General features: G+C 71.1%; 19 protein-coding genes. 3 read left to right on the top strand and 16 right to left on the bottom strand.

Features of this window, described 5'->3' with window-relative positions:
- Positions 1-23: 23 nt before the first annotated feature.
- The 11 genes from AB0O82_RS05435 to uvrA form a co-directional block, all read right to left on the bottom strand.
- Positions 24-359 carry an RNA polymerase-binding protein RbpA gene (locus AB0O82_RS05435; protein WP_079135914.1) on the bottom strand — a complete coding sequence of 112 codons (336 nt, stop codon included), beginning with the start codon at positions 357-359 and terminating at the stop codon, positions 24-26.
- 157 nt (positions 360-516) lie between these two features.
- Positions 517-753 (bottom strand): preprotein translocase subunit SecG, encoded by a 237-nt coding sequence (gene secG / locus AB0O82_RS05430; protein ID WP_063349509.1) that lies wholly within the window; start codon positions 751-753, stop codon positions 517-519.
- Positions 754-840: 87 nt separating this feature from the next.
- Positions 841-1,626 (bottom strand): triose-phosphate isomerase, encoded by a 786-nt coding sequence (gene tpiA, locus AB0O82_RS05425; RefSeq protein ID WP_350885798.1) that lies wholly within the window; start codon positions 1,624-1,626, stop codon positions 841-843.
- Positions 1,627-1,631: 5 nt separating this feature from the next.
- Positions 1,632-2,834 carry a phosphoglycerate kinase gene (locus AB0O82_RS05420; protein ID WP_363580436.1) on the bottom strand — a complete coding sequence of 401 codons (1,203 nt, stop codon included), beginning with the start codon at positions 2,832-2,834 and terminating at the stop codon, positions 1,632-1,634.
- A 150-nt stretch (positions 2,835-2,984) separates the two neighbouring features.
- Positions 2,985-3,992, bottom strand: coding sequence for a type I glyceraldehyde-3-phosphate dehydrogenase (gene gap, locus AB0O82_RS05415; RefSeq protein ID WP_363580434.1), 1,008 nt, complete (start codon positions 3,990-3,992; stop codon positions 2,985-2,987).
- Positions 3,993-4,292: 300 nt separating this feature from the next.
- Positions 4,293-5,273 carry a DNA-binding protein WhiA gene (whiA, locus tag AB0O82_RS05410; RefSeq protein ID WP_063349505.1) on the bottom strand — a complete coding sequence of 327 codons (981 nt, stop codon included), beginning with the start codon at positions 5,271-5,273 and terminating at the stop codon, positions 4,293-4,295.
- The gene (gene yvcK / locus AB0O82_RS05405; protein ID WP_350885867.1) at positions 5,264-6,361 is read right to left on the bottom strand and encodes a uridine diphosphate-N-acetylglucosamine-binding protein YvcK; all 1,098 of its coding nucleotides are present in this window, start codon (positions 6,359-6,361) and stop codon (positions 5,264-5,266) included. The genes whiA and yvcK overlap by 10 nt, the downstream gene beginning before the upstream one ends.
- Positions 6,362-6,424: 63 nt before the next feature.
- A complete protein-coding gene (gene rapZ / locus AB0O82_RS05400; RefSeq protein WP_350885802.1) occupies positions 6,425-7,309 on the bottom strand; it encodes an RNase adapter RapZ in 885 nt (294 codons plus the stop codon).
- 118 nt (positions 7,310-7,427) lie between these two features.
- Complete coding sequence (uvrC, locus tag AB0O82_RS05395) at positions 7,428-9,509, bottom strand: excinuclease ABC subunit UvrC (protein ID WP_363580432.1); 2,082 nt, start codon at positions 9,507-9,509, stop codon at positions 7,428-7,430.
- A gap of 111 nt (positions 9,510-9,620) precedes the next feature.
- On the bottom strand, positions 9,621-10,064 hold the full coding sequence (locus tag AB0O82_RS05390; protein ID WP_363580430.1) for a Rieske (2Fe-2S) protein: 444 nt from the start codon (positions 10,062-10,064) through the stop codon (positions 9,621-9,623).
- Between the two features lie 111 nt (positions 10,065-10,175).
- Positions 10,176-13,085 (bottom strand): excinuclease ABC subunit UvrA, encoded by a 2,910-nt coding sequence (gene uvrA, locus AB0O82_RS05385; RefSeq protein WP_350885808.1) that lies wholly within the window; start codon positions 13,083-13,085, stop codon positions 10,176-10,178.
- Positions 13,086-13,353: 268 nt separating this feature from the next.
- Here uvrA and AB0O82_RS05380 point away from each other — a divergent pair, with 268 nt between their 5' ends.
- Positions 13,354-14,088 (top strand): maleylpyruvate isomerase family mycothiol-dependent enzyme, encoded by a 735-nt coding sequence (locus AB0O82_RS05380; RefSeq protein ID WP_363580428.1) that lies wholly within the window; start codon positions 13,354-13,356, stop codon positions 14,086-14,088.
- A gap of 48 nt (positions 14,089-14,136) precedes the next feature.
- Complete coding sequence (locus tag AB0O82_RS05375; protein ID WP_363580426.1) at positions 14,137-14,790, top strand: MBL fold metallo-hydrolase; 654 nt, start codon at positions 14,137-14,139, stop codon at positions 14,788-14,790.
- 87 nt (positions 14,791-14,877) lie between these two features.
- On the opposite strand, the gene AB0O82_RS05370 is transcribed toward AB0O82_RS05375, so the two are convergent.
- The 5 genes from AB0O82_RS05370 to zapE all read right to left on the bottom strand — a co-directional run bounded on the left by AB0O82_RS05370 (position 14,878) and on the right by zapE (position 20,569).
- Complete coding sequence (locus AB0O82_RS05370) at positions 14,878-15,858, bottom strand: TerC family protein (RefSeq protein WP_363580424.1); 981 nt, start codon at positions 15,856-15,858, stop codon at positions 14,878-14,880.
- Positions 15,859-16,075: 217 nt separating this feature from the next.
- Positions 16,076-16,654 (bottom strand): TerD family protein, encoded by a 579-nt coding sequence (locus AB0O82_RS05365; RefSeq protein ID WP_363580422.1) that lies wholly within the window; start codon positions 16,652-16,654, stop codon positions 16,076-16,078.
- A gap of 281 nt (positions 16,655-16,935) precedes the next feature.
- Entirely contained in the window at positions 16,936-19,029 is a 2,094-nt protein-coding gene (gene uvrB, locus AB0O82_RS05360; RefSeq protein WP_363580420.1) for an excinuclease ABC subunit UvrB, read from the bottom strand.
- Between the two features lie 43 nt (positions 19,030-19,072).
- Positions 19,073-19,351, bottom strand: coding sequence for a helix-turn-helix transcriptional regulator (locus AB0O82_RS05355; protein ID WP_363580418.1), 279 nt, complete (start codon positions 19,349-19,351; stop codon positions 19,073-19,075).
- 171 nt (positions 19,352-19,522) lie between these two features.
- Positions 19,523-20,569, bottom strand: a complete 1,047-nt coding sequence (gene zapE / locus AB0O82_RS05350) for a cell division protein ZapE (protein ID WP_363580667.1) — start codon at positions 20,567-20,569, stop codon at positions 19,523-19,525.
- Between the two features lie 102 nt (positions 20,570-20,671).
- On the opposite strand from zapE, the gene AB0O82_RS05345 reads away from it, so the two are divergent.
- Entirely contained in the window at positions 20,672-21,439 is a 768-nt protein-coding gene (locus tag AB0O82_RS05345) for a pyrimidine reductase family protein (protein ID WP_363580416.1), read from the top strand.
- Positions 21,440-21,475: the final 36 nt, after the last annotated feature.

Genomic DNA, 21,475 nt, shown 5'->3' with positions numbered 1-21,475 from the left:
CCCTTCGCTGTCTGTCGTCCGGGTCAGATCTCGCCGCGCAGCTTGGCCAGCGCCTCGGCGAGGATCGCCTCGCCGTCGGCGTCGGTGCGCCGCTCGCGGACGTAGGCGAGGTGGGTCTTGTACGGCTCGTTGCGCGAGGGCGCGGGCGGGTTGTGCTCGTCCTGTCCGGCCGGGAAACCGCACCGCGGGCAGTCCCAGGTGTCCGGGATGACGGCCTCGGCGGCGAAGCTCGGCCGGGTCTCGTGCTTGTTGGCACACCAGAAGGTGATCCGGTTGCGCGGGGCGGACTCGCCGCGCTCCGCCTCGCCCATCGGGCCCGCTCCGACCCTGCTGCCACGGATGGCGTTGCCACTTGCCACGGTCTGACTCCCTGCGTGCTGGTGCGCCGACCCTCCGCGGTGCGCGTCGGTGGCGAAAGTCGTCCTAGTGTAAGCAGGAGTTAAGCGTCCACCGCCATCGCCTCCGCCCCCGACCGTCCCAGGATAGGCGCTCGGGCGACGGGGCGTCAGGGTTACGTCAGCTCTTGTACTTCAGCACCAGGCCCAGCACGATGATGCAGGCGAACCAGGCGAGACCGACCACGATCGTGATGCGGTCCAGGTTGCGCTCGGCCACCGCCGAGCCGCCGCCGGTGGACATCGCGCCGCCACCGAACATGTCCGACAGGCCGCCGCCCTTCCCCTTGTGCAGCAGCACCAGCAGGATCATCAGCAGACTGAAGATGATCAGGGCAATCGAGAACCCGAGAACCACGACGGGACCAACTCTCTCGTATCTTCGGCGACGGGGCCGGACCGCTGACGGCGGTCCGGCCCCAAAGCCTACGTTGCTGCAGCGGCGTTAGCCTACTGCCTGCTCACGGTAGCGCACGATCTTGACGAACTCGTCGGCGTCCAGCGAGGCACCGCCGATCAGGCCGCCGTCGATGTCGGGCTTGGCCATCAGACCGGCCGCGCTCGACGACTTCACCGAACCGCCGTACAGCACGCGGACCTTGTCGGCCAGCTCGGCGTCGTACAGCTCGGCGATCCGCTTGCGGATGGCGGCGCAGACCTCCTGCGCGTCCTCCGGGGTGGCCACCTCGCCGGTGCCGATCGCCCAGACCGGCTCGTAGGCGACCACGATGGACTCGGCCTGGTGGGCCGGGATGTCCGCCAGGGCGCCGTCCAGCTGGGCGAGGGTGTGCTCGACGTGGGTGCCGGCCTTGCGGACGTCCAGCGGCTCGCCGATGCACAGGATCGGGGTGATCCCGGCCCGGTAGGCGGCCTTGACCTTGGCGTTGACGATCGCCTCGTCCTCACCGTGGTACTGGCGGCGCTCCGAGTGGCCGATCACCGCGAAGGTGCACTTCAGCTTGGCCAGCATCGGGCCGGAGACCTCGCCGGTGTAGGCACCGGAGTCGTGCTGCGAGATGTCCTGCGAGCCGTACTTGATCTTCAGCTTGTCGCCGTCGACCAGGGTCTGCACCGAACGCAGGTCGGTGAACGGCACCAGGACGGCGACCTCGACGGCCTCGTAGTCCTTGTCGGCCAGCGCGAAGGCCAGCTTCTGGGTGTGCTGGATGGCCTCAAGGTGGTTGAGGTTCATCTTCCAGTTGCCCGCCATCAGCGGGAGACGCTCAGTCATTGCTTTCAGCCTTCCAGGGCGGCGAGACCGGGGAGGGTCTTGCCCTCCAGGTACTCGAGGCTGGCGCCACCGCCGGTCGAGATGTGTCCGAATGCGTTCTCGTCGAAGCCCAGGATGCGGACGGCCGCGGCGGAGTCGCCGCCACCGACCACGGTGAACGCGTCGCTGTCCAGCAGCGCCTGGGCCACGGCCTTGGTGCCGTTCGCGTAGTCCGGGTGCTCGAAGACGCCCATCGGGCCGTTCCAGAACACGGTGCCCGCGTCGGCCAGCTTCGCCGCGTACAGCTCGCGGGTCTTCGGGCCGATGTCCAGGCCCTCCTGGTCGGCCGGGATCGCGTCCGCGGCGACGAGCGAGGGGTTGGCCGGGGCCTTGGTCTTGAGGTCGGGGAAGTCCACCGACACCAGGACGTCCACCGGCAGGACGAACTCGACGCCCGTCTCCTCGGCGCGCTTCAGGTAGTCCAGGACGACCGGGATCTGGTCCTCCTGCAGCAGCGAGATGCCGACCTCGTGGCCCTTGGCCTTGAGGAAGGTGTACGCCATGCCGCCGCCGATCAGGATCCGGTCGGCCTTCTTCAGCAGGTTGTCGATCACGCCGAGCTTGTCGGAGACCTTGGCGCCGCCGAGCACGACCACGTACGGGCGCGCGACCTCCTCGGTGAGCTTCTTGAGCACACCGACCTCGGTGGCGATCAGGTCGCCGGCCGCGTGCGGCAGCAGGCCGGGCAGGTCGTAGACCGAGGCGTGCTTGCGGTGCACGGCGCCGAAGCCGTCACCGACGTACAGGTCCGCGAGGGCGGCCAGCTGCTCGGCGAAGGCCTTGCGCTCGGCGTCGTCCTTGCTGGTCTCGCCGGCGTTGAAGCGCAGGTTCTCCAGCAGCGCGACCTCGCCGTCGCCCAGCGCGGCCACGGTGGACTCGGCGCTCTCACCCACGGTGTCGGTGGCGAAGGCGACGTTCTTGCCGAGGATCTCGCCGAGGCGCGCGGCCGCCGGCGCGAGGGAGAACTGCGGGTCCGGCGCGCCCTTGGGGCGGCCGAGGTGGGAGGCGACGACGACCCGGGCGCCGCGCTCGACGAGCTTGGCGATGGTCGGGGCGACGGCGCGGATCCGGCCGTCGTCGGTGATCGTGGTGCCGTCCAGCGGGACGTTCAGGTCGGCACGGACGAACACGCGCTTGCCGGCGACGTCGAGGTCTTCGATGGTCTTCACGGGGATTGGCTCTCCTGGGGAGATGGTTGATGCGCAGAGGCGGCACGGCGCAGGGGCCGCCTGGGAAGTCCTGGTGCGCAGAGCGAGGGCCCGGTCGGCACAGTGCGCCAGCCGGGCCCTCGCCCCTACATCACGTCAGCTCCCGCTGCGTCAGAGCTGGCCGCCGACGAGGGAGGTCAGGTTGACGAGGCGGTTCGAGTAGCCCCACTCGTTGTCGTACCAGCCGAGCACCTTGACCTGGTTGCCCTGGACCATGGTGAGCTGGGAGTCGAAGATGCAGGAGGCCGGGTCGTTGACGATGTCCGAGGAGACGATCGGGTCCTCGGTGTAGGTCAGGATGCCCTTGAGCGGGCCCTCCTGCGAGGCCTTCTGGAAGGCGGCGTTGACCTCGTCCTTGGTCACCTCGCGCTCCAGGGTGACGACCAGGTCGGTGATGGAGCCGGTCGGGACCGGGACGCGCAGCGAGGTGCCGTCCAGCTTGCCCTTCAGCTCCGGCAGGACCAGGGCGGTCGCCTTGGCGGCACCGGTCGAGGTCGGGATGATGTTCTGCGACGCGGCACGGGCGCGACGCAGGTCCTTGTGCGGGAAGTCCAGGGTCACCTGGTCGTTGGTGAACGCGTGGACGGTCGTCATCAGGCCCTTGACGATGCCGAAGTTCTCGTGCAGCACCTTGGCCATCGGCGCCACGCAGTTGGTGGTGCACGAGGCGTTGGAGATGATCGAGTGGTTGGCGGCGTCGTACTTGTCCTCGTTGACGCCCAGGACGATGGTGACGTCCTCGTCGCTCGCGGGCGCCGAGATGATGACCTTCTTGGCGCCGGCGGTGAGGTGCTTCTTCGCGGCCTCGGCCTTGGTGAAGATGCCGGTGGACTCGACGACGATGTCGGCGCCCAGGGCGGCCCACGGCAGGTTGGCGGGGTCACGCTCGGCGCTGACCTGGAAGGTCTTGCCGTCGACGGTGATGCTGTCCTCGGTGTGCGAGACCTCGCCCGGGAAGGTGCCCAGGGTGGTGTCGTACTTGAGCAGGTGAGCCAGGGTCTTCGTGTCAGTGAGGTCGTTGACACCGACGATCTCGATGTCCGCGCCCTGCGCCTTGACCGCGCGGAAGAAGTTGCGGCCGATGCGGCCGAATCCGTTGATGCCTACCCGGATCGTCACGAACCGATCTCCTCGTTAGGTACGCCGGAGCTAAGCCGACGGGGGTGAGATTTGGGAAGTCCCCGACCGCCTATGACCCTACCCCTCCCAGGCCTGGGAGGGCACATCGCGCCACGTGCGACGACCTGGCGTGGCGCGAAATCAGGCCGACCGTCCTTGGCCGTCAGGGCAGTTGGTCCCGGTCAGTGGTCTCTACCAATTTGCGCACACCGGGCGCGTCCGGGTATCCCCGCCGGACACGGCGGCGGCCGGTGCCCGGAATCCGGACACCGGCCGCGGAACAGCCACTCGGTGCGGCGGTCAGTTCATCGCCATCTCGTCGGTGAGGTTGGCCTCGGTGCTCGGCAGGCCGAGCTCGGAGGCGCGCTTGTCCGCCATCGCCAGCAGGCGGCGGATCCGGCCGGCCACCGCGTCCTTGGTCAGCGGCGGGTCGGCGAGCGCGCCCAGTTCCTCCAGCGAGGCCTGCTTGTGCTGCATCCGCAGCTGACCGGCCGCGGCCAGGTGCTCGGGCACCTCCTCGCCGAGGATCTCCAGCGCCCGCGCCACCCGGGCGCCGGCCGCCACCGCGGCGCGGGCCGAGCGGCGCAGGTTGGCGTCGTCGAAGTTGGCCAGGCGGTTGGCGGTGGCCCGGACCTCGCGCCGCATCCGGCGCTCCTCCCAGGCGAGCACCGACTCGTGCGCGCCGAGCCGGGTCAGCAGCGCGCCGATAGCGTCGCCGTCGCGGATCACCACCCGGTCCACGCCGCGCACCTCGCGGGCCTTGGCCGGGATGCCGAGCCGGCGGGCCGCGCCGACCAGGGCGAGGGCGGCCTCGGAGCCGGGGCAGGTGATCTCCAGCGAGGAGGAGCGGCCCGGCTCGGTGAGCGAGCCGTGCGCCAGGAAGGCCCCGCGCCAGGCCGCCTCGGCATCGCAGGTGGCCCCGGAGACGACTGCCGGGGGCAGCCCCCGGATCGGCCGGCCCCGGCCGTCCACGAGGCCGGTCTGGCGCGCGAGCAGTTCGCCGTCCTTGACCACCCGGACGACGAAGCGGCTGCCGCGCCGCAGTCCGCCGGGGGCCATCACCACGAGGTCGGAGGAGTGTCCGAAGATCTCCAGCAGGTCCTTGCGCAGCCGCCGCGCCGCCGCGCCGGTGTCCAGCTCCGCCTCGATCACGATCCGGCCGCTCACGATGTGCAGCCCGCCCGCGAACCGCAGGATCGCCGACACCTCCGCCTTGCGGCAGCAGGCCCTGGTGACCGGGAGCCGGCTGATCTCGTCCTTCACCGCTGGAGTCATCGCCATGGCCCGATCCTTCCATGTGTCCGGAAAATCCGGTCGTACGCTGCCGCCAACAGCTCCGGGTCGTGTCGCGGGGTGCCGTCGGTGCGGGCCACCCGGCCCAGGACCAGGGCGGCGCCCATCCGCTCGGCGGCCTTCTCCAGACCGGCCAGATCCGCCTGGCCGAAGGCGCCGCCGGTGACGGCGCGCTCGTCCACCAGGATCGCATCCACCGCGAGGCCCGGGGCGTGGTCGGCGATGACCTCCAGGTGGCGCTGCGGGGTGAAGCCCTCGGTCTCGCCGGGCTGGGGGGCCAGGTTCAGGGTGAGCAGGCGGCGGGCGCGGGTCTCGGTGAGCGCCTTGGCCAGCTCCGGGACCAGCAGGTGCGGCAGCACGCTGGTGAACCAGGAGCCGGGACCGAGCACCACCCAGTCCGCCTCCCGGACGGCGGTGACCGCCTCCGGGACGGCCGGCGGCCCGTCCGGCAGCAGCCGGATCGACTGCACGGTGCCGGGCGTGACCGCGACGCTGGCCTGGCCGCGGACGGCCGACAGCTCGCCGGGGCGCTCCGGGTCGTGGCCGCGCACGGTCGCCTCGATGTCCAGCGGCACCGCCGACATCGGCAGTACCCGGCCCTGGACGTTCAGCAGCCGGCCGACCCAGTCCAGGGCGGCCACCGGGTCACCGAGCTTCTCCCAGAGCGCGACGATCAGCAGGTTGCCGACCGCGTGGCCGCCGAGCTCGCCGGTGCCGGTGAAGCGCTGCTGGATCACCTCGGACCAGGTGCGCCCCCAGTCGTCGTCCCCGCACAGCGCGGCCAGCGCCTTGCGCAGGTCGCCGGGGGGCAGCACGCCCAGCTCGGTGCGGAGCCGGCCGCTGGAGCCGCCGTCGTCGGCGACGGTGACCACGGCGGTCAGGTCGCTGGTGAGCCGGCGCAGCGCGGAGAGCGAGGCGGACAGGCCCTGGCCGCCGCCGAGCGCGGTGATCCGGGGGGCCGGGTTGGCCCGGGCGGGGCTGCTGCGCGGCCGGCTCGGGACCGGCGGCCGGGCCGGGCCACCCGCCCGGTCGGCACTCCTGTTCTGCGGTTGCCGCCCGGGCACATATCCCGCCACACTCACCTCGCGTTCCTCGCCGCGGCCGCCGGCCCCGCCGGCGGCCCGGCTAGGAGGCGGCGGTCACTCCCGTCCCATGTCACGGTGGACGAGCACCGTCTCCACTCCGTCGGCGATGAGACGCTTGGTCAGGCGCTCGGACATCGCGACGCTGCGGTGCTTGCCACCGGTGCAGCCTACGGCAAGCGTCATGTAGCGCTTCCCCTCGCGGCGGTACCCCTCGGTGATGATGCGCAGGAGCTCGGCGTAGCCGTCCAGGAACTCGTTGGCGCCGGGCTGCTGGAACACGTAGTCGGCGACGTCCGCGTCGGTGCCGGTGCGGGCGCGCAGCTCGGGCACCCAGTGCGGGTTGGGCAGGAAGCGGCAGTCCACCACCAGGTCGGCGTCGACCGGCAGGCCGTACTTGAAGCCGAAGGACATCACGGTGGCGCGCAGCTCGGGCTCGTCGTGGTCGGCGAACTGGGCGTCCAGCTTGGCGCGCAGCTGGTGCACGTTGAGGTTGGAGGTGTCGATCACCAGGTCGGCCTCGCCGCGCAGGTCGCGCAGCAGGTCGCGCTCCTGGGCGATGCCGTCGACGATCCGGCCGTCGGCCTGCAGCGGGTGCGGGCGGCGCACGCTCTCGAAGCGGCGGACCAGCGCGTCGTCGGAGGAGTCCAGGAAGACCACGCTGAGCCGGACGCCGCGCTTCTCCAACTCGTCGAGCGAGGTGAGCAGGTCGTCGAAGAACTGGCGGCCCCGGACGTCCACGACCACGCCGATCCGGGCGACGTTGCCCTGGGAGCGGGCGCCCAGGTCGACCATGGTCGGGATCAGGGCCGGTGGCAGGTTGTCCACCACGAACCAGCCCAGGTCCTCCAGGCACTTCGCGGCGGTGGAGCGGCCGGCTCCGGACATGCCGGAGATGATCACCAGCTCCGGCGCGTTCTCGGCCACGTCTGACACGGTCACTTCGGTTCCCCGCTCTCGGTCTTTCTGCTGGGGAGAACGCGCACGGCGCGATCGCCCTTCCCCTGCCCGGACAGGCGGGCGGGGGCTGGGCGCGCCGTCTGACGGTCGGCGTCGACCGTCATGGCGTCTCCTGGGATGGTGCGGTCTGGGATGCTGCGACCACCGGCTCGGCGGCCGGTTCGGCCCCGTCCTCGATGATCTCGCCGGTAGCGGTGTTCACCGCTGGTGCGACGGGTGTACGGGAGGACAACGCCGCCGCAACAGTCTCCGCCGTGCGGCGTCCGATGCCGGGTACGGCGCAGAGTTCGTCGACGGTGGCGGCCCGGAGCCTCTTCAGCGAGCCGAAGTGCTTGAGCAGCGCCTGGCGGCGAGTCTCGCCGAGGCCCGGGACGGAGTCCAGTTCCCCGGCGGTGAGTCGCTTGGAACGCTTGCTGCGCTGGTAGGTGATCGCGAAGCGGTGGGCCTCGTCGCGGACCCGCTGGAGCAGGTAGAGGCCCTCGCTGGAGCGCGGCAGCACGACCGGGTCGTCCTCGCCGGGCAGCCAGACCTCCTCCAGCCGCTTGGCCAGGCCGCACAGCGCGACGTCGTCGATGCCGAGTTCGTCCAGGGCGCGCTTGGCGGCGGCGACCTGCGGCTGGCCGCCGTCGACGACCAGCAGTTGGGGCGGGTAGGCGAAGCGGCGCGGACGGCCCGTCTCCGGGTCGATCGGGCCGGCCGGGGCCCCGGTGCCGTCGGCGGCGGCGCCCGGGTCGTCGGCCTCGGGGACGACCCACTCGCCGGTCTGCTCGCGCTCCTGGAGGTAGCGGCGGAAGCGCCGACCGATCACCTCGTGCATCGAGCGGACGTCGTCCTGGCCCTCGAAGCCCTTGATCTGGAAGCGCCGGTACTCGCTCTTGCGGGCCAGGCCGTCCTCGAAGACGACCATCGAGGCGACCACGTCCTCGCCCTGGAGGTGGGAGATGTCGAAGCACTCGATGCGCAGCGGCACCGAGTCCAGCTCCAGCGCGTCGGCGATCTCCTGCAGGGCGCGGCTGCGGGTGGTGAGGTCGGAGGCGCGCTTGGTCTTGTGCAGTGCCAGCGCCTGCTGGGCGTTGCGCTGCACGGTGGCCATCAGGTCCTTCTTGTCGCCGCGTTGCGGGATCCGCAGGTCGACCTGGCTGCCGCGCAGGCCGCTCAGCCAGTCCCGGACCGGACCGGCCGGCTCGGGCAGCGCGGGGACGAGCACCTCGCGCGGGACGGACTCGTTGCGCTCGTCCGGGCCGCCGGCACCACCGTAGAGCTGCTGGAGGGCGTGCTCGACCAGGCCGGCGGTGTCGACGTCCTCGACCTTGTCGGTGACCCAGCCGCGCTGGCCGCGCACCCGGCCGCCGCGGACGTGGAAGATCTGGACGGCGGCCTCCAGTTCGTCCTCGGCGACGGCCAGCAGGTCGGCGTCGGTGGCGTCGGCGAGCACGATGGCGTTCTTCTCCATCGCGCGCTTGAGGGCGCCGATGTCGTCCCGCAGCCGGGCCGCCTTCTCGTACTCCATCTCCTCGGCGGCCTCCCGCATCTGCTCTTCCAGCCGGCGCAGGTAGTTGCCGGTGCGCCCGGCCATGAAGTCGCAGAAGTCCTCGGCCAGCGCCCGGTGTTCGTCCGGCGAGACCTTGCCGACGCAGGGCGCGGCGCACTTGCCGATGTAGCCGAGCAGGCAGGGCCGGCCGACCTGCCGGGCGCGCTTGAACACGCCGTTGGAGCAGGTGCGGACGGGGAAGACGCGCAGCAGCAGGTCGACCGTCTCGCGGATCGCCCAGGCGTGCCCGTACGGGCCGAAGTAGCGCACGCCCTTCTTGTGCGCCCCGCGCATCACCTGGACCCGCGGGTATTCCTCGTCGAGGGTGACGGCGAGTTCCGGATAGCTCTTGTCGTCGCGGTACTTGACGTTGAACCGCGGGTCGAACTCCTTGATCCAGGAGTACTCCAGCTGGAGCGCCTCGACCTCGGTGGCCACCACCGTCCACTCCACCGAGGCGGCGGTGGTGACCATGGTCGCGGTGCGCGGGTGCAGGCCGGCCAGGTCCTGGAAGTAGGACGACAGGCGCGGCCGCAGGCTCTTGGCCTTGCCGACGTAGATGACCCGTCCGTGGGCGTCACGGAACTTGTAGACGCCCGGTGAGGTTGGGATCGCGCCCGGCGCCGGGCGGTAGGTGCTCGGGTCAGCCATGGGTCCACCGTACCGAGTGGGGCCGGGGCCGCGAAGGAGAGATCGACGGGGCGGAGATCAACGGGGCGGGGATCGACTGGGCGGAGATCGACTGGGCGGAGATCAACTGCTTCAGCTCGGGGTCACCTTGAGGTTCCCGCCGTCGACCGTGACGGCGTAGGCGGGCAGCGGCCTGGGGGCCGGGCCGTCCTGGACGGCGCCGTCGGTGATGGCGAACCGGCTGCCGTGGCAGGGGCACTGGATCTGCTGGCTCTTCACCTGGTCGACGACGCAGCCGGCGTGGGTGCAGACGGCGCTGAAGGCCTTGTACTCCCCCGCGGTCGGCTGGGTCACGACGATCTTCTGGTTGCGGAAGACCTTGCCGCCGCCCTCCGGCACCGCCGAGGCCGGGCCGAGGTCCACCGGGCTCTTGGCCGCGCTGCCGGCGCCGGAGGAGCCCGAGGAGGAACCGCAGCCGGCGACCGCCACGGTGCCGCCGGCCGCCAGTACGGCGGCGGCGCCGCAGAGCACGGTGCGGCGGGAGGTGGCGGGGCTGGTCTCGGGGGCCTCTGACATCGGTGCGCTCCTGCGGTTCGGCTTCCTACGAGGGACCACGGAAGTCTATGCGGCACCCGCTCCGCCGCCCCGGGGGGCGGGGCGGCGGAGCGGGTCGCTTCTCCCTCTTCGCTACTTCTTCGCCGCGGCGGCGCGCTTGCGCGGCGCCTTCTTCACCGGGGCGACCGGGGCGTCCGCGAACTCGCCCGGAAGGATGTCCCGGAGGAACTTGCCGGTGTGGCTCTCCGGGACGGCGGCGATCTGCTCCGGGGTGCCCTCGGCGACCACCATGCCGCCGCCGGAACCGCCCTCGGGGCCCATGTCGACGACCCAGTCGGCGGTCTTGATCACATCGAGGTTGTGCTCGATGACGATCACCGTGTTGCCCTTCTCCACCAGCCCGCTGAGCACCTTGATCAGCTTGCTGATGTCCTCGAAGTGCAGGCCGGTGGTGGGCTCGTCCAGCACGTAGACCGTCCGCCCGGTGGAGCGCTTCTGCAGCTCGGAGGCGAGCTTGACGCGCTGCGCCTCGCCGCCGGAGAGCGTCGGCGCGGACTGGCCGAGCCGGACGTAGCCGAGGCCGACGTCGTTGAGCGTCCTGAGGTGCCGGGCGATCGCCGGGACGGCCTCGAAGAAGGCCAGCGCCTCCTCGATCGGCATGTCCAGCACCTCGGAGATGGACTTGCCCTTGTAGTGGACCTCCAGCGTCTCCCGGTTGTACCGGGCGCCGTGGCAGACCTCGCACGGCACGTAGACGTCCGGCAGGAAGTTCATCTCGATCTTGATGGTGCCGTCGCCCGAGCAGTTCTCGCAGCGGCCGCCCTTGACGTTGAAGGAGAACCGGCCGGGCAGGTAGCCGCGGACCTTCGCCTCCTGCGTCTCCGCGAAGAGCCGGCGCACGTGGTCGAACACCCCGGTGTAGGTGGCCGGGTTGGAGCGCGGGGTGCGCCCGATCGGCGACTGGTCGACGTGCACCACCTTGTCCACCAGGTCGGTGCCGGTGATCCGGGTGTGCCGGCCGGGCACGCTGCGGGCGCCGTTCAGCTCCCGGGCGAGGTGGGTGTAGAGGATGTCGTTGACCAGCGTCGACTTGCCGGATCCGGAGACGCCGGTGATCGCGGTGAAGGTGCCGAGCGGGAAGCCGACCGTGACGTCCTTGAGGTTGTGCTCGCGGGCGCCGTGGACGGTCAGCTGGCGCTTCTTGTCCCGGTCGCGGCGGCCCGCCGGGATCGGGATGGACCGCTTGCCGGAGAGGTACTGGCCGGTCAGCGACTCCTTGTTGGACAGCAGCCCCTTCAACGAGCCGGAGTGCACCACCTTGCCGCCGTGCTCGCCGGCGCCCGGGCCGATGTCGACCACCCAGTCCGCCGTCTTGATGGTGTCCTCGTCGTGCTCGACCACGATCAGCGTGTTGCCGATGTCGCGCAGCCGCACCAGCGTCTCGATCAGCCGGTGGTTGTCCCGCTGGTGCAGGCCGATGGACGGCTCGTCCAGCACGTACAGCACGCCGACCAGGCCGGAGCCGATCTGGGTGGCCAGCCGGATGCGCTGGGCCTCGCCGCCGGACAGGGTGCCGGCCGCGCGGTTCAGCGAGAGGTAGTCCAGGCCGACGTCGACCAGGAAGCGCAGCCGCTCGTTGACCTCCTTCAGGACGCGCTCGGCGATCTGCTTGTCCCGGTCGTTCAGCTTCATCGCGCCCAGGAACTCGGCGCAGTCGCTGATCGACATCGCCGAGACGTCGGCGATCGACTTCTCCTCGACGGTGACCGCGAGCACCACCGGCTTGAGCCGGGTGCCCTCGCACGTCGGGCAGGGCACCTCGCGCATGTAGCCCTCGAAGCGCTCGCGGCTGCTGTCGCTCTCCGCCTCGGTGTGCCGGCGCTGGATGAACGGGACGGCGCCCTCGAAGCCGGTGCTGTACGAGCGCTCGCGCCCGAAGCGGTTGCGGTAGCTGACCTGCACCTGGTGCTTGTGCCCGTACAGCAGCGCCTTCTTGGCGCGGGCCGGCAGCCCGGCCCACGGGATGTCGGTGCGGAAGCCGAGCTCCCCGGCGAGCGCGTCGATCAGCCGCTGGAAGTACTCCTTGGCGTGGCCCGCCGACCACGGGTGGATCGCGCCCTCCTCCAGCGAGCGCTCGGGGTCCGGGACGACCAGCTCCGGGTCGACCTCCATCCGGTTACCCAGGCCCGAGCAGTCCGGGCAGGCGCCGAACGGCGAGTTGAAGGAGAACGAGCGCGGCTCCAGCTCCTCGAACGACACGTCGTCGTACGGGCAGTAGAGGTGCTCGGAGTACATCCGCTCGCGCTCCGGGTCGTCCTCCGCGAGGTCGACGAAGTCGAGCACGACCATGCCGCCGGACAGCCGCAGGGCCGTCTCCACCGAGTCGGTGAGCCGCCGCTTGGCGCTCTCCTTGACGGTCAGGCGGTCGATGACCACCTCGACGGTGTGCTTCTCCTGCTTCTTGAGCTTCGGCGGCTCGGCGAGCTGGATCGTCTCGCCGTCCACCCGGGCGCGCGAGTAGCCCTTGGACTGGAGGTCGGCGAAGAGGTCGACGAACTCGCCCTTGCGCTCGCGCACCACCGGGCTGAGCACCTGGAACCGGGTGCCCTCGGCGAGCTCCAGCACCTTGTCGACGATCGCCTGCGGCGACTGCTTGGCGATCGGGCGGCCGCAGTGCGGGCAGTGCGGCTTGCCGATCCGGGCGAACAGCAGGCGCAGGTAGTCGTAGACCTCGGTGATCGTGCCGACGGTCGAACGGGGGTTGCGGTTGGTGGACTTCTGATCGATCGAGACGGCCGGGGAGAGGCCTTCGATGAAGTCCACATCGGGCTTGTCCATCTGCCCGAGGAACTGGCGGGCGTAGGAGGACAGCGACTCGACGTAGCGGCGCTGGCCCTCGGCGAAGATCGTGTCGAAGGCGAGCGAGGACTTGCCGGAGCCGGAGAGGCCCGTGAAGACGATGAGGGAGTCGCGGGGCAGGTCGAGCGAGACGTTCTTGAGGTTGTGCTCGCGAGCACCGCGGACGATGAGGCGGTCGGCCACTGCTTCTGGCGCCTTTCTCCGGGGCGAGAGGACTTGCGGGGAGATGTGTGCTTCTTCCAGGATGCGGCAGCCAGCCTACTAGCTCAGACGTTCGAATATCGACCGTGTCCAGTGGAGTCCACCCGAACGAGTGAGAGCGCCCCTCGGACCCTCCGTACCCGGACCGAAAAAGGCCCTGCTCAGCGGTCGGATTCGGCGATAGCGTCAGCTGGTCAACGAGCGGAGCCCCCCGCGGGCAACGCGCCGTCTCCCACAGAAGGCCGATCCGATGACCGACCCGCAGACCGCCGCCGAGGCCGCCGCGCAGTACCTGGCCCTGGTCGAGGAGAGCACCCGGCACCTGCTGCACACCGTCGCCGAGCTGAAGCCCGAGGCCGTCGCCGAGCCCTCCGCCCTGCCCGGCTGGACCCGCGGTCACGTGCTGGCCCACCTCGCCCGCAACGCCGACTCCCTGGTCAACCTGCTGGACGGCGCCCGCACCGGCACCGACATCCCGCAGTACGCCAGCACCGAGGCCCGCGACCGGCAGATCGAGGAGGGCGCGCCCCGCCCGGTCGACGTCCAGCTCGCCGACCTGCGCGACTCCCGCGAGCGCTTCGCCGCGGCCGCCGCGCTGCTGCCCGCCGATGCCTGGACGGTCGAGGTCCGCCACCGCACCGGCTACGTCTTCCCCGCCCACGACCTCCCGTGGAAGCGCCTCGCCGAGGTCGAGTACCACCACGTCGACCTGGACGCCGGCCACACCCCCGCGCACTGGCCGGAGGTCTTCGCCGTCACCGAGTTCCACAAGATCGCCAACAAGCTGCACGGCGCCGCCCTGCCCGGCGTCGAGCTCGTCGCCGAGGACACCGGGGACATCGGCCTGATCGGCACCGGCGAGCCCGCCCTCACCGTCCGGGGCCCCCTCCGCTCCCTGCTCGCCTGGCTCTCCGGCCGCTCCGACGGCGCCGACCTCCGGGCCACCCCCGACACCGCCCTCCCCCAGCTTCCCCCGCTGGGCTGACGGCGCGAAGATGATCCTGAACCCCTTCACCGGACGAGGAGCGGACGGATGACGTACCACGGAGCGGTCAAGGTCGGCGGGCCGCCGGACGTGCGGGAGCTGGCGCACCTGATCATCACCAAGGTGGCCGTCGGCCCGTACGACAACAACGCCTACCTGCTGCGCTGCCGGGCCACCGACGAGCAGCTGCTGATCGACGCGGCCGCCGACGCCCCGGTGCTGCTGGAGACCATCGGCGACGAGCTGGCCACCGTGGTCACCACCCACCGGCATCACGACCACTGGGCCGCGCTCGCCGAGGTGGTCGCGGTGACGGGGGCTCGCACCGCCGCCGGCGCGCACGACGCCGAGGGCGTCGACGTGCCCACCGAGCTGCTGCTCGCGGACGGCGACAAGCTGCGGGTCGGCGACGTGGAACTCACCGTCCGGCACCTGGTCGGACACACCCCGGGCGCGATCGTGCTGGTCTACGACGACCCGCAGGGCCACCCGCACGTCTTCACCGGCGACTGCCTCTTCCCCGGTGGCGTCGGCAACACCTGGGGCGACCCGGAGGCCTTCCGCACGCTCTTGCGAGACGTCACCGAGAAGGTCTTCGACGTGCTGCCGGACGAGGCCTGGGTCTACCCCGGCCACGGCAACGACACCACCCTCGGCGCCGAGCGCCCGCACCTCGACGAGTGGCGCGAGCGCGGCTGGTGACCTCGGCCTCCGGGCACCGGGCACCGGGCACGACGAGGCCCCCGCGACCCCTTTCGGGTCGCGGGGGCCTCGGCCGTCACGCGGGGGTCAGGCGTCCAGCTTCTGGGCCTCGCGCTCGGCCCGCTCCTGCTTCTTCGAGGCGATCAGGCTGGTCACCGTGGTGACGGCCAGCACGACCACGATGACGCCCAGCGAGAGCGGGATGCCGATCTCCGGCACGTTCGCGCCCGCCTCGTGCGCCGCGTGCAGCACCAGCTTCACGCCGATGAAGCCGAGGATCACCGACAGGCCGTACGACAGGTGGACCAGCTTCTTCAGCAGGCCGCCGATCAGGAAGTACAGCTGGCGCAGGCCCATCAGGGCGAAGGCGTTGGCGGTGAAGACGATGTACGGGTCCTGGGTGAGGCCGAAGATCGCCGGGATGGAGTCCAGCGCGAACAGCACGTCCGTGGTGCCGATCGCCAGCATCACGATCAGCATCGGGGTCATCAGCCGGCGGCCGTTCTCCCGGATGAAGAGCTTGGTGCCGTGGTACGTGTCGGTGGACGGGAAGCGCCGCTCGATCGACTTGAGCAGGCGGTTCTCCTCGAACTCGTCCTCCTCCTCGCCGGCCCGGGCCTCCTTGATCAGCTTCCAGGCGGTCCAGATCAGGAAGGCGCCGAAGATGAAGAACACCCAGGAGAACTGGGTGACCAGCGCCGCGCCGCCGGCGATGAAGACCGCCCGCAGCACCAGCGCGATGATCACACCGAACATCAGCACGCGCTGCTGGTAGATCCTCGGCACCGCGAACTTGCCCATGATCAGGATGAAGACGAACAGGTTGTCGACACTGAGCGACTTCTCGGTGATGTAACCGGCGAAGAACTCACCGGCCGGCTGCGCGCCGGAGTGCCACCAGAGGAACCCGCCGAAGATCAGCGCCAGCACGATCCAGACCGCGGTCCAGATCCCGGCCTCCTTGACCGAGACCTCGTGCGGCTTGCGCCCTCCGATGAAGAAGTCCGCCACGATCAGTGCGATCAACACACCGATCGTGGTGACCCACATGGCTATGGAAACGTCCACTACTGCTCCTCCGGCAGGTAGGCGAGACAGTCATCGTCACTGCCGGAGGTCTCTTCCGCCCGTCGGGCCCGCTCTCGGGGCGTCCGCACGGACCAGCGCCCCGGGGCGCCGCTCGTGGGCGCCCGTGATGACGGGGACAACTGCGGGGGAATACTCCCCTCCGCTGCCATCGAGAGTAACAGGAAGCCCAAAGAAAGGTAAAGAAGGTAAAGAACCGTCAGAGGTACGGCTCGATCGCCGGCAGCAGGTCCTGGAAGGTCCGCCCCTTGGCCGGCGCGCCGATCGCCTGCATCTCCCAGCCGCCGGCCCCGTCACGGAACACCTTCGCCATGATCTGCCCGGTGTGCGACCCTCCCCCGGCCAGCTCGTACCGGGCCAGCTCCTCGCCCGTGGTCTCGTCCACCAGCCGGCAGTGGGCGCCCCGCACCTCCGCGAAGGTCTGCCCGGTGTACGAGCTCACCGTGAACACCACCTGGGTGATGTGCGCCGGCACGTGCAGCAGGTCCACCAGGATCGCCTCGTCGTCCTCCGTGCCCGAGCCGCCCTCCAGGTTGTCCCCGGTGTGCCGGACGGAACCGTCCGTGCTCTCCAGGTGCTGGAAGAACACCACGTCGGACGGGGTCTTCTCGGCGTACAGGAGCGCCGACGCGTCCAGGTCGATCGTCCTGGTGCGGCTGCCGAACAGGCCCCGCTTCGGCGCGGCCTGCCAGCCGAGCCCCATCCGGACCACGGTCAACGCGCCGCCCGGCCCCTTCTGGAGACTGACCCGCTGTCCCTTGGCAAGGTTCACCGACACGGCGTTGTCCTCTCTACCCGGCCACGCGGTCGCTCCCCGCGCGGCGCCACGGTGGAACACCCCGTGCCGTCCCCCGGCTGAGGCCCCCTGTTGCTGTCGCACCACCCCGTCCCGAGGTCGATGCCGCAGGCCAGCCTAGGGCCTGCGGCACCCCGCACCTCCCGGCGGTCGCCGCATTGTGGCAAGGCTGAGACACCGCCGGGCTTGACCGGTGTCACACCGGCCCGGCCCGGCGGCCGTCTCGACCCGCCTCAGACCCCCGTCGGCCCCTCGGCCCCCGCTCAGGCCACGCCGGCCTCCCTCATCTGGCGCAGCTCCCGCTTCAGCTCCTTCACCTCGTCGCGCAGCCGGGCCGCGACCTCGAACTGGAGGTCGGCGGCGGCCGCGTGCATCCGGTCCGTCATCGACTGGATCAGCTCCGCCAGCTCGGCGGCCGGCAGGCTCTCGCCCTGCTTGCGCTCCATGCCCAGGGCCGGCACCGGGGCCTTGCCCTTCCCGGCGGCCCCGCGGTAGCCGGTGGACAGCAGCTCGTCGGTGTCCACGTCCTCGCGGGCGAGGGTGTCCAGGATGTCGCCGATCTTCTTCCGCAGCGGCTGCGGATCGATCCCGTGCTTCTTGTTGTACGCCTGCTGCACGACCCGGCGGCGGTTGGTCTCGTCGATCGCCTTCTCCATCGACGGGGTGATCCGGTCCGCGTACATGTGCACCTGGCCCGAGACGTTTCGGGCGGCCCGCCCGATCGTCTGGATCAGTGAGGTGCCGGAGCGCAGGAAGCCCTCCTTGTCCGCGTCCAGGATCGCCACCAGCGACACCTCCGGCAGGTCCAGGCCCTCGCGCAGCAGGTTGATGCCGACCAGCACGTCGTACCTGCCCGCGCGCAGCTCGCGCAGCAGCTCCACCCGGCGCAGGGTGTCCACGTCGCTGTGCAGGTACCGGACCCGGATGTCCAGGCCGAGCATGTAGTCGGTGAGGTCCTCGGCCATCTTCTTGGTCAGCGTGGTCACCAGGACGCGCTCGTCCCGCTCCACCCGCTTGCGGACCTCGTGCACCAGGTCGTCGATCTGGCCCTCGGTCGGCTTGACGATCACCTCCGGGTCGATCAGACCGGTCGGGCGGATGATCTGCTCGACCTGGCCGTCGCCGCGGGACAGCTCGTACGGGCCGGGCGTCGCCGACAGGTACACCGTCTGGTCGATCCGCCCCAGGAACTCCTCCCACTTCAGCGGGCGGTTGTCCATCGCGGAGGGCAGCCGGAAGCCGTGCTCCACCAGGGTGCGCTTGCGCGAGGCGTCGCCCTCGTACATCGCGCCGATCTGCGGGACCGTGACGTGCGACTCGTCGATGACCAGGAGGAAGTCCTCCGGGAAGTAGTCGAGCAGGGTGTTCGGCGGGGAGCCGGGCTCGCGGCCGTCGAAGTGCATCGAGTAGTTCTCGACGCCCGAGCAGGTGCCGATCTGGCGCAGCATCTCGATGTCGTAGGTGGTGCGCATGCGCAGCCGCTGGGCCTCCAGCAGCTTGCCCTGCTTCTCCTGCCGGGCGAGCGTCTCCTCCAGCTCCTTCTCGATGCCGGTGATCGCCCGCTCCATGCGCTCCGGGCCGGCCACGTAGTGCGAGGCGGGGAAGACGTACACCGACTCGTCCTGGCTGATGATCTCGCCGGTGAGCGGGTGCAGGGTGTACAGCGCCTCGATCTCGTCGCCGAACATCTCGATCCGGACGGCCAGCTCCTCGTAGACCGGGAAGATCTCGATGGTGTCGCCGCGGACCCGGAAGGTGCCCCGGGTGAACGCCACGTCGTTGCGGGCGTACTGGATGTCCACGAAGCGGCGCAGCAGGACGTCCCGGTCGATCTCCTCGCCGACCTTGAGCGGGACCATCCGGTCCACGTACTCCTGCGGGGTGCCGAGGCCGTAGATGCAGGACACCGACGCGACCACGATCACGTCCCGCCTGGTCAGCAGCGAGTTGGTCGCCGAGTGCCGCAGCCGCTCGACCTCCTCGTTGATCGAGGAGTCCTTCTCGATGTAGGTGTCCGTCTGCGGGACGTACGCCTCGGGCTGGTAGTAGTCGTAGTACGAGACGAAGTACTCGACCGCGTTGTTCGGCAGCAGCTCGCGGAACTCGTTCGCCAGCTGGGCGGCCAGCGTCTTGTTCGGCGCCATCACCAGGGTGGGCCGCTGCAGCCGCTCGATCATCCAGGCCGTGGTGGCCGACTTCCCGGTACCGGTGGCACCGAGCAGGACGACGTCCTTCTCCCCGCCCTTGATCCGCCGCTCCAGCTCGGCGATCGCCGCCGGCTGGTCCCCGTTCGGCTGGAAGGGACTGACGACCTCGAAGGGCGCCACTGACCGCTCAATACTCGTGATGGGTCGCACGAGTCCACCGTACGACCCACCACCGACAAGCGGTGCGGCTCCCTCAGGCCGCGTGCCCCTCGAACCTCATGGCCGGCTCGCGGGCCGGGTCGATGCGGACGACCGAGTCGAAGGCGGCGGCGAGGCGTTCGATCAGCGGCAGGGCCGGATCGACGCCGCTCTCCTCGATGCTCTCGACCGTCGCCTCGTCCAGCCCGGACCGCTCCGCGAGTTCGGCGAGCGTCCAGCCGAGAGCGGAGCGGCGGGCGTACACGGCCTCGGCCGGCGCCATCCGCCGCCCGGCCGGCCGGTACTGCTCGCTCTCCCGATGCTCCGGCGGCACGACCCACCGCGTGTGACAACCGCTGCTCACCGCTGCTCCTCCCGGTCATAGACGTCGTGGTCGGCAGCGGGCAGATGCTCGGCCTCACACTCTGCTCCGCCGGGCCCTGTCCGGCTGATCTTGCCGGACAGGGCCCGGGAGCAGCGCCCGGCCGGGGCGGGGGTCACGGGCTCAGGTCTTCGCGCTGTCGCGGGCGAGGGCTACCAGGCGGGAGATGGCGCGGAGGTACTTCTTGCGGTAGCCGCCGCGGAGCATGTCGTCGGGGAAGACCTGGTCGAAGGGGAGACCGGAGGCGGTGATGGGGAGCTCGCGGTCGTACATGCGGTCGGCGAGGACGACCAGGCGCAGGGCGGTGGACTGGTCGTCGACCTGGCGGACGCCGCGCAGGCAGACGGTGGTGACGTCGTCGAGCAGCGCGCCGTAGCGGCTGGGGTGGACGGCGGAGAGGTGGGCGAGGAGGGTGTCGAAGTCGTCCAGGGAGGCGCCGGGGGTCCGGGCGGCGACGGCGTCGACGGCCGCGTCGGGGTAGGGCGGCGGGGCGTCCGGGAGGCCGCGGTGGCGGTAGTCCTGGCCGTCGATCCGCATCGGGCGGAAGTGCGCGGACAGGCCCTGGATCTCGCGCAGGAAGTCGGCGGCGGCGAAGCGGCCCTCGCCGAGCTTCTCCGGCAGGGTGTTCGAGGTGGCGCAGAGCTTGACGCCGTTGTCGACGAGGCGGCCGAGCAGCGTGGAGACGAGGACGGTGTCGCCCGGGTCGTCGAGCTCGAACTCGTCGATGCACAGCAGCGTGTGCCCGGAGAGGGTCCGGACGGCCTGCTGGAAGCCGAGCGCACCGACCAGGTTGGTCAGCTCGACGAAGGTGCCGAAGGCCTTGGGGCCGGGGGCGGCGTGCCAGAGCGAGGCGAGCAGGTGGGTCTTGCCGACGCCGTAGCCGCCGTCGAGGTACACACCGGCCGGGCCGGTGGGCGCCGGGGCGGAGCGGCGGAACCAGCTGCGCTTGGGTGCGGAACCGTTTCCCCCGCCGAGGGTGGTGGCGAACTGCTCCAGGACCTGGACGGCCTCGTACTGGCTGGGCTGGTTCGGGTCCGGAATGTACGTCCCGAAGCTCACGTCGGAGAACCGGGGCGGCGGGACCATCTCGGCGACCAGCCGCTCGGCGGGCACGACGGGGCGGCGGTCGGCGAGCGCGATCGGGGAGCCGGCCGCGCTCGCGGCGGCTATGGACTCGGTCGCGGTGTCGGGGCGGGGGGCTGCTGGCACGTTAGTAGAGGGTACGCCTGGTCCCAGGCCCCTCGGGACGGCGGCCGGTGGAAGACTGAGGGCATGCAACAGTTGATCAGCCCGCTGGGCGAGCCGGTCGTGGACCCGGCCTCGCTGGAGTCGCTCGCCGCCGTCTACGCGTACCCCGACCAGGTGAATCGGGGGCGGCCCTGGCTGCGCGCCAACATGGTGGCCGGTCTGGACGGCGGGGCGAGGCTGGAGGGCCTCTCGGAGGGCCTGTCCGGGGACGCCGACAAGCGGATCTTCGGTGTGCTGCGCGCGCTGTCGGACGTGGTGCTGGTGGGCGCGGAGACGGTCCGCGCGGAGGGCTACCGGCCGGCCCGGGCCCGGGCCGAGTTCGCGGCGGCGCGGGCGGCGGCCGGGCAGGCCCCGGCTCCGGCGATCGCGATCGTGAGCCGCTCGCTGACCCTGGACCTGACCGCGCCGCTGTTCACCGCCCCGCTGGTCAGAACGGTGGTGATCACCACCGCGGACGCGCCCGAGGAGCGCCGCCGGGCGGTCGCCGAGGTGGCCGACCTGGTGCTCGCCGGGGAGGGGGCGGTGGACCTGCGGGCGGGCGTGTCGGCGCTGGCGGAGCGGGGCTGGACGCGGTTGCTGAGCGAGGGCGGCCCGCGGCTGCTGGGGCAGCTGGCGGCGGCGGGTCTGCTGGACGAGTTGTGCCTGTCGCTGGCTCCGTTGATCACGGGCGGCGACGCGCCGCGCATCATCCGCGATGCGGAAATGCCTGACGTGCAGCGGATGCGGCTGGTCTCATTGATCGAGCAGAAAGGATTCCTCTTCACCCGCTACATGCGTCCGCCGACCCCGTGACCGACGGGTCGTGATCCCGTTAATGCGATGCCGGGG

Origin of the sequence: Kitasatospora sp. NPDC088264 (assembly GCF_040685715.1) — a bacterium.
In the GTDB taxonomy this organism is placed as follows: domain Bacteria; phylum Actinomycetota; class Actinomycetes; order Streptomycetales; family Streptomycetaceae; genus Kitasatospora.
This window is presented reverse-complemented; position numbering and strand designations above follow the sequence as displayed.

What these genes read in the sequence shown, in the direction of transcription:
- AB0O82_RS05390 (WP_363580430.1), bottom strand. Translation starts at nt 10,064, where the DNA reads ATGTCAGAGGCCCCCGAGACCAGCCCCGCCACCTCCCGCCGCACCGTG.
- AB0O82_RS05375 (WP_363580426.1), top strand. Translation starts at nt 14,137, where the DNA reads ATGACGTACCACGGAGCGGTCAAGGTCGGCGGGCCGCCGGACGTGCGG.
- whiA (WP_063349505.1), bottom strand. Translation starts at nt 5,273, where the DNA reads ATGGCGATGACTCCAGCGGTGAAGGACGAGATCAGCCGGCTCCCGGTC.
- AB0O82_RS05345 (WP_363580416.1), top strand. Translation starts at nt 20,672, where the DNA reads ATGCAACAGTTGATCAGCCCGCTGGGCGAGCCGGTCGTGGACCCGGCC.
- AB0O82_RS05380 (WP_363580428.1), top strand. Translation starts at nt 13,354, where the DNA reads ATGACCGACCCGCAGACCGCCGCCGAGGCCGCCGCGCAGTACCTGGCC.
- uvrC (WP_363580432.1), bottom strand. Translation starts at nt 9,509, where the DNA reads ATGGCTGACCCGAGCACCTACCGCCCGGCGCCGGGCGCGATCCCAACC.
- tpiA (WP_350885798.1), bottom strand. Translation starts at nt 1,626, where the DNA reads ATGACTGAGCGTCTCCCGCTGATGGCGGGCAACTGGAAGATGAACCTC.